This window comes from Terrabacter lapilli (assembly GCF_039531305.1).
In the GTDB taxonomy this organism is placed as follows: Bacteria; Actinomycetota; Actinomycetes; order Actinomycetales; family Dermatophilaceae; genus Terrabacter; species Terrabacter lapilli.
On record NZ_BAAAPU010000009.1, the window covers coordinates 118,315 to 131,620 of the forward strand.

At 71.9% G+C, this 13,306-nt stretch carries 11 protein-coding genes; 3 read left to right on the forward strand and 8 right to left on the reverse strand.

Annotation, left to right across the window (positions count from 1 at the left end; all coding sequences use genetic code 11):
- Positions 1–56: 56 nt before the first annotated feature.
- The 8 genes from ABD241_RS15450 to ABD241_RS15485 form a co-directional block, all read right to left on the reverse strand.
- Entirely contained in the window at positions 57–872 is an 816-nt protein-coding gene (locus ABD241_RS15450) for an SDR family NAD(P)-dependent oxidoreductase (RefSeq protein WP_344064503.1), read from the reverse strand.
- Complete coding sequence (locus tag ABD241_RS15455; RefSeq protein WP_344064506.1) at positions 865–2,385, reverse strand: aldehyde dehydrogenase family protein; 1,521 nt, start codon at positions 2,383–2,385, stop codon at positions 865–867. Before ABD241_RS15455 ends, ABD241_RS15450 begins: the two co-directional genes overlap by 8 nt.
- Positions 2,386–2,387: 2 nt before the next feature.
- The gene (locus ABD241_RS15460) at positions 2,388–3,218 is read right to left on the reverse strand and encodes an ATP-binding cassette domain-containing protein (RefSeq protein ID WP_344064509.1); all 831 of its coding nucleotides are present in this window, start codon (positions 3,216–3,218) and stop codon (positions 2,388–2,390) included.
- Positions 3,215–4,237: an ABC transporter ATP-binding protein gene (locus ABD241_RS15465; protein WP_344064512.1), complete on the reverse strand. Its 1,023-nt coding sequence runs from the start codon at positions 4,235–4,237 to the stop codon at positions 3,215–3,217. Before ABD241_RS15465 ends, ABD241_RS15460 begins: the two co-directional genes overlap by 4 nt.
- Positions 4,234–5,151, reverse strand: a complete 918-nt coding sequence (locus ABD241_RS15470; protein ID WP_425580795.1) for an ABC transporter permease — start codon at positions 5,149–5,151, stop codon at positions 4,234–4,236. The genes ABD241_RS15465 and ABD241_RS15470 overlap by 4 nt, the downstream gene beginning before the upstream one ends.
- Positions 5,148–6,098 (reverse strand): ABC transporter permease, encoded by a 951-nt coding sequence (locus tag ABD241_RS15475; protein ID WP_344064515.1) that lies wholly within the window; start codon positions 6,096–6,098, stop codon positions 5,148–5,150. The genes ABD241_RS15470 and ABD241_RS15475 overlap by 4 nt, the downstream gene beginning before the upstream one ends.
- A gap of 87 nt (positions 6,099–6,185) precedes the next feature.
- Positions 6,186–7,724 carry an ABC transporter substrate-binding protein gene (locus tag ABD241_RS15480; protein WP_344064518.1) on the reverse strand — a complete coding sequence of 513 codons (1,539 nt, stop codon included), beginning with the start codon at positions 7,722–7,724 and terminating at the stop codon, positions 6,186–6,188.
- Positions 7,721–8,776, reverse strand: a complete 1,056-nt coding sequence (locus ABD241_RS15485; protein WP_344064521.1) for an isocitrate/isopropylmalate dehydrogenase family protein — start codon at positions 8,774–8,776, stop codon at positions 7,721–7,723. Before ABD241_RS15485 ends, ABD241_RS15480 begins: the two co-directional genes overlap by 4 nt.
- Positions 8,777–8,940: 164 nt before the next feature.
- Between ABD241_RS15485 and ABD241_RS15490 the strand changes: the two genes are divergently transcribed.
- The 3 genes from ABD241_RS15490 to ABD241_RS15500 form a co-directional block, all read left to right on the forward strand.
- Positions 8,941–10,392, forward strand: a complete 1,452-nt coding sequence (locus ABD241_RS15490; protein ID WP_344064524.1) for an amidase — start codon at positions 8,941–8,943, stop codon at positions 10,390–10,392.
- Positions 10,385–11,149, forward strand: a complete 765-nt coding sequence (locus ABD241_RS15495) for a FadR/GntR family transcriptional regulator (RefSeq protein ID WP_344064527.1) — start codon at positions 10,385–10,387, stop codon at positions 11,147–11,149. Before ABD241_RS15490 ends, ABD241_RS15495 begins: the two co-directional genes overlap by 8 nt.
- 66 nt (positions 11,150–11,215) lie before the next feature.
- The coding region (locus ABD241_RS15500; RefSeq protein ID WP_344065321.1) for a Tex family protein at positions 11,216–13,306 on the forward strand (2,091 nt) is incomplete at its 3' end.

The following is a 13,306-nucleotide window of genomic DNA, read 5'->3' on the forward strand; positions in this document are numbered from 1 at the left end:
GTCCCCGCGGTGACTGCGCCGCGAGGGCCCACGAGCCAGGACGGAGCGCGCCCTCCTCACATCGGCGGCGTGTACCGCCCGTCGATGACGGTCCAGCCTCCGTCCACGAACAGCTGGCTGCCCGTCACGAAGGAGGACGCGTCCGACGCGAGGTAGACGACCGCCCCGACGAGCTCGTCAGGTCGCGACCACCGACCCAGGGCACTCTTGCTCGCATACGCCTGCGACCACTCCGGCACGGCCCGGATCTGGGCGGTGAGCGGTGTGTCCACGATGCCGGGGGCAATGGCGTTGACCCGCACGCCCTGCTCCCCCAGCTCGACGGCGGCGGCGCGCAGGAGCTGGACGAGACCCGCCTTCGTGGCGGCATACACGCCCTGACCCGGCTCGACTGTGACCGCCCGGATCGAGCTGAACCCGACGATGCTGCCGCGCCCGCGCTGCGCCATGCCCGCCCCGAACGCGCGGACGAGCTCGAACGAGGCCCGCAGGTTGAGGCCGACCACGCGGTCGAACTCCTCTGCGGTGTAGTCGAGCACGCGCTTGCGCACGTTCGTCGCCGCGGTGAAGACGAGCACGTCCACGTCGCCGAGCTCGGCCGCTGCACGGGCCACGGCCTCGGCGTCGGTGACGTCGAGCTCGTAGACCTCGGTGCCTGCTCCGAGGCCTGCCGTCTGCTTGGCGGCCTCGACGTCGCGGTCGGCGCACACCACGTCGGCACCGTGGGCCGCGAGGGCCAGCGCGCTCTCCCGGCCGATCCCGCTGCCGGCTCCGACGACGACGGCCCGTCGCCCGTCCAGCCGGAACAGCCGCGCGTAGTCCGGACGCTCACCGGCCGACGGCACGCCGCTCGTCTTCGTCGCCTCACTCATGGGCGCTCCCCTGCTTCTCCGGCACGACGGCCGGCTCGGTGGCCGCCGGGTTCGATGCCCGTGCGGCCGACGGGCGGATGATCGCCATCCGCGTCACGGTCAGCTCCTCGATGGCGAAGCGGGGCCCCTCCCGGCCGACGCCGCTGTCCTTGACGCCGCCGTAGGGCATGACGTCGGACCGGAAGCCGGGCACCTCGTTGACGACCACCCCGCCGGCCTCGATCCGGTCGATCGCGGCGAACGCCGAACCGAGACCCTCCGTGAAGACACTCGCGTGGAGGCCGTACCGCGATCGGTTCACGACGTCGATGGCAGCGTCGAGGTCCGGCACCGACCGCACCACCACGACCGGCCCGAAGATCTCCTCGTCCCAGGCGAGCCGGCCGTCCGGCACGTCGAGCAGCACCGTCGGCTCGATGACCCCGTCGCGTATGCCGCCCCCGTGCACCAGGGTGCCGCCGGCCTCGCAGGCGTCCCGCACCCACTCGAGCACCCGCTCCGTCGATCGCGCGTCGATGAGCGCCGAGACCCGCGTCGCCTCCTCCCGCGGGTCGCCCACGACAACCTGCGCCATCCGCGCCGACACGGCGTCGAGGAAGCGGGTCCTCACGGACTCCACGACGACGACGCGCTGCACGCTGATGCACGCCTGCCCGGAGGCGTAGTAGCCGCCGCGGACCACTGCGTCGGCCGCTGCGTCGACATCCGCGTCCGCGGCCACGACGAGAGCCGCGTTCGACCCGAGCTCGAGCAGGACCTTCGTCGGCGCGGCGTCCTTCGCGATGCGGTGCCCGACCGCGGCAGAACCGGTGAACGACACGGCTGCCACCCGAGGGTCCGTCGTCAGGGTCACCCCGACATCCACACCGCCTGTGACGAGCTGGATGCCGGCCCGCGGGCCGCCCGCTGCCGCGAGCGCCTCACGGAGCACGTGCACGAGCCACAGTGTCGCGAGCGGCGTCTGGGGCGCCGGTTTGACGACGACCGGACACCCAGCCGCCAGAGCGGGGGCGAGCTTGTGCACGGCGAGCAGCAGCGGGTAGTTGAAGCCGGCGATCCCGACCACGACGCCGACCGGCTTGCGCACCCAGAAGCCGAGAAGCCCCTCACCACTGGGCAGCAGGTCCAGCGGCACGGTCTCGCCGTGCACCCGCGCCACCTCCTCGGCTGCGGTGACGAGCGTGAGGAGTGTCCGGTCGACCTCCACCCGGCAGTCGACGAGCGGCTTGCCGGTCTCGAGGACGAGGAGCCGCTCGACCTCGGCGCGCCGCTCGGCGAAGAGCCGGTGGGTCTCCACCAGAGCAGCCCGTCGGGCGTGCGACGGAAGGGAGGCCATCCGCTCACGGACGTCGACGGCATACGAAATCGCCTGCGTGGCAATCGCGCTCGATCCGACTGGCGCGGGCGCGACGACCTCGCCCGTGAAGGGGAACGTCACGGTCGCCGTCTCGTCGACGTCGACCCAGCCGTCGCCGACGGGCAGCCCGGCGGGGTGTTCGGGGGTGTACTTCATGGTCACGATGCGTCTCCAAGGAGGTCTGCGGTGCCGGCGCCCGCGAGGGCGCGGCGCATGCTCGGCGCGGCGCGCAGCAGGCGCTTGGTGTAGGGGTGCTGGGGGTCGTCGAAGATCTGCTGCGTCGGGCCGGTCTCCACGATCTCTCCCTCGCTCATGACGGCCACGCGCTCGCACACGTGTCTCACCACCGACAGGTCGTGCGAGACGAACACCAGCGTCAGACCGAGCTCACCGACGAGGTCGGTGATGAGGTTGAGCACCTGCGCACGCACCGACACGTCCAAGGCGCTGACCGGCTCGTCGGCGAGCAGGATCGAGGGCGACGGCGCGAGGGCGCGGGCGATCGAGATGCGCTGGCGCTGGCCCCCGGAGAACTGGTGCGGGAACCGGTCGGCCGCCGCGGGGCTCAGCCCGACCGCCTCGAGGAGCTCGGCCACGCGCGCCCGCCGGTTCGGCAGGCCCTGCGCCACAAGCGGCTCGGCGATGATGTCCCGCACCCGCATCCGCGGATCGAGTGAACCCATCGGGTCCTGGAAGACGAGCTGGAGGCTCGCGCGCAGGAAGCCGAGCCTGCGCTCGGCCACCCCCGACACGGTCTGCCCCTCGACCTGGACCTCGCCGCTCGTCGGCTGGTCGAGGCCGGCGAGCAGGCGCATGAGCGTCGACTTGCCGCAGCCGGACTCGCCGACGATGCCGAAGCGCTCCCCGCGGGCCACGTCGAACGACACGCCTTTGAGCGCCTCGACGACCGGCCCGGGCTGGCGCAGCGACGTGCGCGGACGGCGGTAGGAGCGGCGCAGCTCCTGCACATGGATGGCTGGCGTCGTCACGGCACACGCTCCTCGTCGGCGGGGTGGTGGCAGGCGAAGCCGTGGGCCGGGTCCGTCCCGGTCCACCGCGGGTCGGTCGCGCAGACCTCGGTCGCGTGGTCACAGCGGCTTCGGAAGACGCACCCGTCGGGGAAGGCTCCGGCCGGCGGCACGGTGCCCCGGATCGTCGGCAGCTGCCCACCGGGGACGGCCGAGTCGAGGTCGGACGCGGCAAGCAGTCCCTGCGTGTAGCGGTGGCGCGGGCGCCGGAAGACCTCGCGGACCGGACCTGCCTCGACGATGCGGCCGCCGTACATGACGAGGACGCGCTCGCACACCGTCGCGACGACGGACAGGTCGTGGGTGATGAAGAGCATGGCGGAGTCGCGTGCCGTCACGCCCCGCACGATGAGGTCCAGCACCCGCGCCTGCACCGTGACGTCGAGGGCGGTCGTCGGCTCGTCGCACACCAGAAGCGCCGGGTCGTTGGCGAGGGCGATGGCGAGGACGACGCGCTGGCGCTGGCCACCGGACAGCTGGTGGGGGTAGGCCCTCGCGGCGTCGCGCGGGTCGGGCAGGCCCACCTGGTCGAGCAGCTCGACGGCCCGCGCGCGGGCGGCCCCGCGGTCAGGGCCGCCGCGGCCGGCGTGCACCCGGATCGCCTCTGCCACCTGGTCGCCGACCCGCATCGTGGGGTTGAGGGCCGTCATGGGTTCCTGGAAGACCATCGCGACGTCTCGGCCCCGGACGGTCGCCAGGTCGCGCTCGCCGGCACCGACGAGGTCCTTGTCGACTCCCGCGAGCCGGATGGAGCCACTGACCTGCGCGTCGTCGGGCAGCAGCCCGAGCAGCGCCAGGCTGGTCAGCGACTTCCCCGACCCCGACTCGCCGATGAGGCCGACACGTTCGCCCTGCTCGATGCTGAACGAGACGTCGTGCAGCAGGTGGAACCGGCCGAGACGGACGTCGAGGTGCTGCACGTCGAGCACCCGGGAGGCCGACGCCCGAGCGGGCCGCGCCTGCGTTGCCAGGGTGCTCATCGTCGGTCCTCCAGCCGGGGGTCGTAGTGGTCGCGGAGGCCGTCCCCGAGCAGGTTGAAGCCGAGGACCGCCACCGCGATGGCGACGCCCGGGACGATGGCGAGCCGGGGCGCCGAGAAGAGCAGCTCCTGGCTCTCCTGGAGCATCCGGCCCCAGCTGGGCGTGGGCGGCGGCGTGCCGAACCCCAGGAACGACAGGGCGGCCTCGGCGAGCACGGCGATCGCGAAGGACACGGACGCCTGCACGATGACGAGACCGCTGACGTTGGGCAGCACGTGCCGCAGCCCGATGGCCCAGGGGCCGCGCCCGGCCGCACGCGCGGCCATGACGTACTCGGTGCCCAGCACCTGCATGGCGCCGCTGCGGACGACGCGGACGAAGCTCGGCACGGAGGCGATGCCGATCGCCACCATGGCCACGAGGGTGCTGCCGCCGTAGACCGCGCTGAACATGATCGCGAGCAGCAGTGCCGGGAAGGCGAGGAGCAGGTCCATGCCGCGCATCAGCGGCTCCCCCACCACGCGGTGCGACATCGCGGCGATGATGCCCAGTGGGACGCCGACGAGTCCGGCGAGACCAACGGCGACCAGGCCGACGAACAAGGTGGTCCGCGCGCCGACCAGGACCTGGCTCAGCACGTCCCGGCCGAGCTTGTCGGTGCCGAGGACGTAGTCGGGGTCGCCGATGGGACGCAGCCTCGCCGAGGCGTCGACGAGCGTCGGGTCGTGGGGGGTCCAGACGAAGGAGACGAGCGCCATGAGCGCGACGACCGCCACGATGGCTGCCCCGACGAAGAAGCTGGCGCCCGGCCGGCGCCGTGCGCCGGCGGGTGCCGGCGCCGGCTCCACCCCGAGGCCGGGAGGGGTCGGACCGTCCAGCGAGACGACGGGCCGGGGCATGGGGTCGGCGCTCATCGGGTGGCCACCTTGAGTCTCGGGTCGATGACGAGGTAGAGCAGGTCGACGACGAAGTTGACGAGGAGCACGGCCAGGACGAGGAGCATCACGATGTCCTGGACGAAGATGAGGTCGCGGTTCGCGACCTGGTCGAGCAGGAGGCTGCCCAGCCCCGGGATGACGAAGACCCGCTCGACGACGACGGCCCCGATGAGCAGCGTGGCGAGCTGGAGGGCCAGGACGGTGACGACCGGGATGGCCGCGTTGCGGAACCCGTGGCGGCGCAGGGCCTCCATCGGGCCGAGCCCCTTGGCCCGCGCCGTGCGGATGTAGTCCTCGCGCTGGACGTCGAGGATCGCGCTGCGGATGTACCGGGTCAGGACCGCGGCCTGGACGAGGCCGAGCGAGAGCACGGGCAGGATCAGCTGGCGCACGAACTGGACGGGACCCTCGTTGGGAGGTGTCCAGCCGTTGGCGGGCAGCCACTGCAGCTTCACCGCGAACACCGTCACCAGCAGGATGCCGGCGAGGAATGCCGGGACGGCCACTCCCACCTGGGACACGGCCGACAGCACGAAGCCGCTCGGCCGGCGCTGACGCAGGGCCATCAGCGTGCCGACGGGGACGGCGATCACCAGGGCCAGCACCATCGAGCAGACCACGAGCCAGAGCGTCACCTGGAGGCGGTCCACGATCTGCGGGGCGATGGCGACGTGCGAGACGTAGCTCGTGCCGAGGTCGAAGCGCGCGAAGCCGCCCACCCACGAGAGGTACTGGGTCAGCAACGGCTGGTCGAGCCCGAACTCCGAACGCAGCTGGGCGACCGAGGCCTCGGACGCGTTGACGCCCAAGGCAACCCGTGCCGGGTCGCCCGGAAGCAGCGCCATGAAGACGAAGACCAGCACGGAGCTGACGAGAAGGCTCACGACGAGCCCCGCCGTACGTCGAAGGATCTGCAGCAGCATCGTTGTCCTGTCGGGGTCAGGGTCGGGGGCCGACTGCCGTCGGGCCGTGCGGGACCGGCCGGTGCGTACCCGGCCGGTCCCCCACCGTCACGACCTGGCGAGGCCGGCGAGCTCGAACGACTCGGTGATGGCGTTCTTCGGCAGTCCGGTGATGCCCTTCTCCGCCACCATGAGGTTGGGCAGCACGAACAGCACGTCGCCGGCGGCGTCCTGCGACAGCTCGCGCGCTGCCTTCTTCATCAGCGTCACCTGCTCCTCCGGCGTGCCGGAGTCGGCGGCGGCCAGGTCGGCCTGCAGCTGCTTGTTGTCGTAGCGCGTGTAGTACTTCGGGTTGCCGAACACGGCGGGCAGGTCGCGCGGCTCGACGTGGGCGATGATCGACATGTCGTAGTCGGCGTCCTTGAAGACCGTCGAGAGCCACACTGCCGGGAACTCGAGCTGGTCGAGGGTGACCTTGAAGCCCGCCTGCTCGAGCTGGCTCTTGACCACCTGGCCGCACGACACGGCATACGGCAGGGAGGGGATGCGCAGCCTGATCGGGGTGGCTCCGACGCCGGTCTCGGCGACGAGGGCCTTGGCCTTGGCGACGTCATGCGGGTAGAGGCCGGTCAGGTCCTCGTACCACGGGTCGGTCGGGGGCACGAAGCTGCCCACGAGCGTGCCGTGCCCGGCCCAGCAGGTGTCCAGGAGCGCCTTGTGGTCGATCGCGTAGCGGGCGGCCTGGCGCACCTTGAGGTTGTCGAACGGTGCCTTGCCGTTGTTGAACGACAGCAGGACCTCGCCGTTGGTGGAGCCCTCCACGATCTCGTAGGCACCGTTGCCCTGGAACTGGGCGAGTGACTCGGGTGCCTGCACGGTGCCGATCACGTTGATGGTCTTGGTCAGGAGCGCGTTGTTGAGCGCCGTCGGGTCCTTGAAGTACTTCAGCGTGACCTGCTGGAAGTAGGGCTTCTTGCCCCAGTAGGAGGGGTTGGCCTTGAGCGTGATCGAGTCACCGCGGCGCCACTGGTCGAAGACGTAGGGCCCGGTGCCGACCGGCTTGGTGGCGAGGTTGGCCGTCTCCTTCTCGGTCATCATCGCGCCGATGCGCGTCGACATCCGGTAGAGCCAGTCGTTGCTCGGCTTGCTCAGGGTGACCTGCAGCTTGGTGTCACTGAGGGCCTTCGCGTCCTGGACGACGTCCATGGCCGCCTTGAGCGAGATGGTCCAGGCGTTCTTGACCTGCTCGATCGAGTAGACGGCGTCCTTCGCGGTGAAGGGCTGGCCGTCGGTGAACTTCGCGTTGTCGACGAGGTCGAAGGTGTAGGTGCGGCGGTCGGGCGACACGGTCCACGACTTGGCGAGCGAGGGCTTGAGGTCGCCCTGCTGGTCCACCGTGACGAGCGTCTCGTACACGTTGTCGAGCAGGGCCTGCGGGATGGCGGCGCCGTCCTGCTTGGTGAAGTCCAGGCTGGCCGGCTCCGCGACGAGGCCGACGGTGAGCGAGGTGTCACCGCCTCCGCCGTTCGCTCCCCCGCTGCCGCCTGAGCCCCCGGAACCGGAGGCGCCCGAGCCCGCGGAGCAGGCCGCGGTCAGGGCAAGGAGCAGCGTCGCCGACGCGGCCGCGCCGATACGGGTGTGCTTCATCGTGACTCCATCTCGTGCAGGACCGCGGTGGCGAGCTGCGAGGTGCTCGCGGAGCCGCCGAGGTCGGGGGTGTGGTGGTGCGGGAGACGAAGGGCCGCCGCCAGCGCCGTGCGGACGGATGCGGCCGCCCGCGTGTGGCCCAGGTCCTCGAGCAGCATCGCGCCCGAGAGCAGGCAGGCGGTGGGGTTGGCGATCCCCTTCCCGGCGATGTCCGGTGCGGAGCCGTGGACCGGCTCGTAGATCCCCGGGACCGAGCCGCCCGGGAGCACGTTGGCGCTCGGGGCCATCCCCATGCCACCGGCGAGGACGGCTGCGAGGTCGCTGAGGATGTCACCGAAGAGGTTGCCGGCGAGCAGCACGTCGAGCGAGTGCGGGCTCTGCACGAGGCGGGCGGCCATGGCGTCGACGAGGACGACCTCGAGCTCGACGTCCGGATGGCGTTCGGCCACCTCGCGCACGACCGCGTCCCAGAGCGGGTAGCCGTGACGCATCGCGTTCGACTTCGTCACGAGTGAGAGCCGGCCCCGCCGTTGCTCCGCCAGCGTGAACGCGTGCTCGGCGGCCCGCTCGATGACGCGTCGGGAGTGCACGGCGACCTCGATGCCCAGGTCGTGGCCCGTCCCGGCGTGCGCCAGCCCACCGGCGCCGACGTACTCGCCCTCGGTGTTCTCGCGGACGATGACCAGGTCGACGCCCTCGACGTCCTTGACCCGGCTCGGCACTCCCTCGAAAGCACGCACCGGGCGGATGTTGACCGCGAGGTCCAGCTGCTGGCGCAGGCCGATGATCAGGCCCCACACCAGCTCGTGGTCCGGCACGTCAGGCCGGCCGACCGCGCCGAAGAGGACGGCGTCGTGACGGCGTACGGTCTCGGCCGCATCGACCGGCATGGCTGCACCTTCACGCACGAACCGGTCTGCGCCCCAGTCCAGCTCGGTGACCTCGAGGACCTCTCCCTGGCTCTTCAGCGCTGTCTCGAGGACTGGGAGCGTGGCAGCGACGACCTCGGGGCCGACGCCGTCCCCCGGTATCGCTGCGAGTCTCACCGTCATGGTTCTCCTTGCTGGAGGGAGGTCGCCGTCGACCTGCCGATTTCACTGGTCTGACCAGTGGACTTTTCTGCCGTGAGAGGTACCGTTTCTCTCATCAGGCCGGATGTCAAGAGCTCGTCCGGCGAGCCCGGCGGCCGAGGCCGTCCCCACTCGGAAGGACGACCATGCCGCACCCGTCTGGCCGACCGGCCAGCCTCACCGCCACCGAGCTCGTCGCCGCGTATGCCGCCGGCGACCTCTCCCCCGTCGCCGTCCTCGAGGACGTGGCTGCCGTCATCGAGGACCGTGAGCCGGAGCTCAACGCGTTCTGGCGGCTCGACCTCGAGGGCGCCCGCCAGGCTGCCCGGGCGAGCGAGCGGCGTTGGGAGACAGGGCAGCCCGCAGGGCCGCTCGACGGCGTCCCGGTGACGGTCAAGGAGAACCTCGCTCGGGCCGGGGTGCCGATGCCCGCGGGCAACGCCGGCGTCGATCCCGTGGTCCCGACCCGCAGCAGCCCCGTCGTCGAGCGGATCGAGGAGTCCGGCGGCGTGATCCTGGGCTCCACCGTGATGCCCGACTGGGGAATGCTCAGCTCGGGGGTCTCCAGCCTGCACGGCATCACCCGCTCGCCCTGGGACAGCGCCCTGACCACGGGTGGTTCGAGCTCGGGCGCCGGGGCGGCAGCAGCCGGCGGCTACGGCCCCCTGCACGTGGGCACCGACATCGGCGGCTCCATCCGGCTGCCCGGCACGTGGCTCGGCCTCACGACCCTCAAGCCGAGCGCGGGTCGTGTCCCGCTCGACGCCCCCTACCTCGGGCGGGCAGCCGGCCCCCTGACGCGTACCGCTCGCGACGCCGCCCTGCTCCTGTCGGTCATCAGCCGACCGGACCCCCGCGACTGGACGAGCCTGCCGCCGGAAGACCTCGGCACCGTGCTGCCGCCCGAGCCGCTCGACGTGCGCGGCCTGCGAGTCGGCCTGCACCTCGACGCCGGGTGCGGCCTCACGCTGGAGCCCGAGGTCCGGCGAGCCGTCGAAGCCGCGGCCGCGGTCTTCGCAGGGGCCGGAGCCGAGGTCGAGCCGTTGGCGCCGTTCATGACGCCGCGCATGCTCCACGACCTCGACGAGTTCTGGCGGGTGCGCTCGCTCGCCGACTTCGACGCCTTGGCACCCGAGGCGCGCGAACGGGTCCTGCCCTTCATCCAGCGGTGGGTGCTCGCCGTCCGCCACGTCGACGGCACCACGGCGCTGCGTGACTACGCGAGCATCATGGCGCTCCAGCAGGCGACCGTCGCAGCCACCGAGCCCTTCGACCTCGTCCTGTCTCCCGTCGCGCCCGTGACGGCGTTCCCCGCCGAGTGGCCGATGCCGTGGGGCGAGGACGACGAGGGCATGGCCCACATCGGCTACACCGCCCCCTACAACATGTCGGGCCAGCCGGCCGCGTCGGTCAACTGCGGCTTCACCACCGACGGCCGCACCATCGGCCTGCAGGTCGCGGGGCGCCGTTTCGACGACGTGGGCGTGCTGCGCGCCGTCGACTGGTACGAGCACCACCGGCCGGCGTCCGCCACGCCCGTCTGGCCGATTCCCGAGACCGAGCCCGCGACCAGGGAGGAGCGTGGCGCCCATGCCTGACGAGCCGGCACGTGGCTTCGAGCCGGTGCGTCCGGTGCGTCTCTACGAGCGCATCGTCGAGCAGGTCGAGGAGGCGATCGCCAGCGGGGAGCTGCGGCCGGGCCAGCGGCTGCCGAGCGAGCGCGAGCTCGTCGTGCAGTTCGGGACCAGTCGGGCCACGGTGCGCGAGGCGCTGCGCGTCCTCGAGAGCAACGGCGTCGTCCGCTCCCGACCCGGCGACCCGAACGGGCCGGAGATCCTGCCCTTCACCACCGGCGGCCTCACCAAGCAGATGCGTCGGCTGGCCCGGGCCGACGGGCTCACCCTGTCGCAGCTGCTCGTCTCCCGGATGATGCTCGACTCGACCGCCAACCGGCTCGCGGCCGTCCTCCGGACGGAGGCTCAGCTCGCCGAGATGGACGCCGCCATCGAGCAGATGCGGGCAGCCGTCGAGGGTGGCTACGGCTCCTTCAGCGAGGCCGACATCGCCTTCCACGAGGCGATCGCGCGGGCCAGCGGCAACACGCTCATCCAGGTGTGCAACGCCGTCGTGCGCGACACGGTGCTGTCGCTCATCTCCGACAAGATCGCCCACGCCCGCAACGCCCAGGCGCTGATGAAGCGCTCCCTCGGCCACCACGAGCAGGTCCTGACCGCGATCCGTGCAGGCGACGGACCGGAGGCCGGTCGCGCCTCACTGCACAGCCTCTACGACTACTACGCGAGCTACGTGCCCAAGGCCGAGCGGGTCGCCCTCGAGGCCCTGCTGGAACGCTGACCCCCGCCACACGGCAGAATGCGTGGCTCGGTCCGTCGTCGACGCAAGGAGAACAACCCGGTGAGCATGCAGGCGAGCGCGCAGGTCAAGGTGCCCTCGATCGAGCGTCGCATCGCAGAGGAGCTCGGGGTCCGCGACGGGCAGGTGGCCGCCGCGGTCGGCCTGCTCGACAGCGGGTCGACCGTCCCCTTCGTCGCGCGCTACCGCAAGGAGGTCACCGGCGGTCTCGACGACGCCCAGCTGCGCACGCTCGAGGAGCGTCTCGGCTACCTGCGTGAGCTCGAGGAGCGCCGCACGGCGGTCCTCGCCTCGGTCGAGGAGCAGGGCAAGCTCGACGACGCCCTGCGGGCCCAGATCCTCTCGGCGGAGACCAAGGCCCGCCTCGAGGACATCTACCTGCCCTTCAAGCCGAAGCGGCGCACCAAGGCCCAGATCGCCCGCGAGTCCGGCCTCGAGCCGCTCGCCGACCTGCTGCTCGCCTCCCCCGACACCGACCCCACCTCGGCAGCGGCAACCTTCGTGGACGCCACGCGGGAGGTGGCCGACGCAGGCGCCGCGCTCGACGGCGCCCGGGCCATCCTCGTCGAGCGGTTCGCCGAGGACGCCGATCTCATCGGCGACCTGCGCGACCGGGTGTGGAAGCAGGGGCACCTCGCCTCGCGGGTGCGAGCCGGCAAGGAGGAGGAGGGCGCCAAGTTCTCCGACTACTTCGACTTCTCCGAGCCGCTCTCCAAGCTGCCGTCCCACCGGATCCTCGCGCTCTTCCGCGGCGAGAAGGAGGACGTCCTCTCGCTGGAGATCAGCCCCGAGGACCCGGCCTCCGAGCAGCAGCCGGGCCCGACGGCATACGAACGCGCGATCGCCCGCCGCTTCGGCATCGAGAACGCCGGGCGCCCCGCCGACCGGTGGCTCGCCGACACGGTGCGGTGGGCCTGGCGCACGAAGATCCTCGTCCACCTCGGCATCGACGCCCGCATGCAGCTGCGACGCGCTGCCGAGGAGGAGGCCGTACGCGTGTTCGCCGCCAACCTGCGCGACCTGCTCCTGGCCGCCCCGGCCGGCGCCCGCGCCACGATGGGCCTCGACCCGGGCTTCCGCACCGGCGTCAAGGTCGCCGTCGTGGACGGGACCGGCCGCGTCGTCGCGACCGACGTCATCTACCCGCACGTGCCGCAGAACCAGTGGGACCGTTCGCTGGCGACGCTCGCCCGGCTGGCCAAGGAGCACTCCGTCGACCTCGTCGCGATCGGCAACGGCACCGCCTCCCGCGAGACCGACCGCCTCGCCGCCGAGCTCATCAAGCGCCACCCCGAGCTCACGCTGACCTCTGCGGTGGTCTCGGAGGCGGGTGCCTCGGTCTACTCCGCGTCGGCATTCGCGTCGCAGGAGCTGCCCGGGATGGACGTGTCGCTGCGCGGCGCCGTCTCGATCGCGCGCCGCCTGCAGGACCCGCTCGCCGAGCTCGTCAAGATCGACCCGAAGTCGATCGGCGTCGGTCAGTACCAGCACGACATCAGCCAGACGGCCCTGTCCCGCTCCCTCGACGCCGTGGTCGAGGACTGCGTGAACGCCGTCGGGGTCGACGTGAACACCGCCTCGGCTCCCCTGCTCACCCGGGTCTCGGGCATCACGCCGGGCCTCGCCGAGAGCATCGTGGCGCACCGCGACGCGACCGGTCCGTTCCGCACCCGCAAGGCCCTCAAGGACGTCCCGCGGCTCGGCCCCAAGGCGTTCGAGCAGGCAGCGGGCTTCCTCAGGATCCCTGGTGGTGACGACCCGCTCGACGCCTCGGCCGTGCACCCCGAGGCCTACCCGGTCGTACGCCGCATGCTCGAGTCCACGGGACAGAAGCTGACCTCGCTCATCGGCAACACCGCTGCCCTGCAGGCACTGCGGCCCGCCGACTACGTCGACGACACGTTCGGGCTGCCCACCGTCACCGACATCATCACCGAGCTCGACAAGCCCGGCCGCGACCCGCGGCCCAGCTTCAAGACGGCGACCTTCAAAGAGGGCGTCGAGGAGATCAAGCACCTCGAGCCGGGCATGACGCTCGAGGGCGTCGTCACCAACGTCGCGGCGTTCGGTGCCTTCATCGACGTCGGCGTGCACCAGGACGGTCTGGCCCACGTGTCGGCCCTGTCGAAGAGCTTCGTG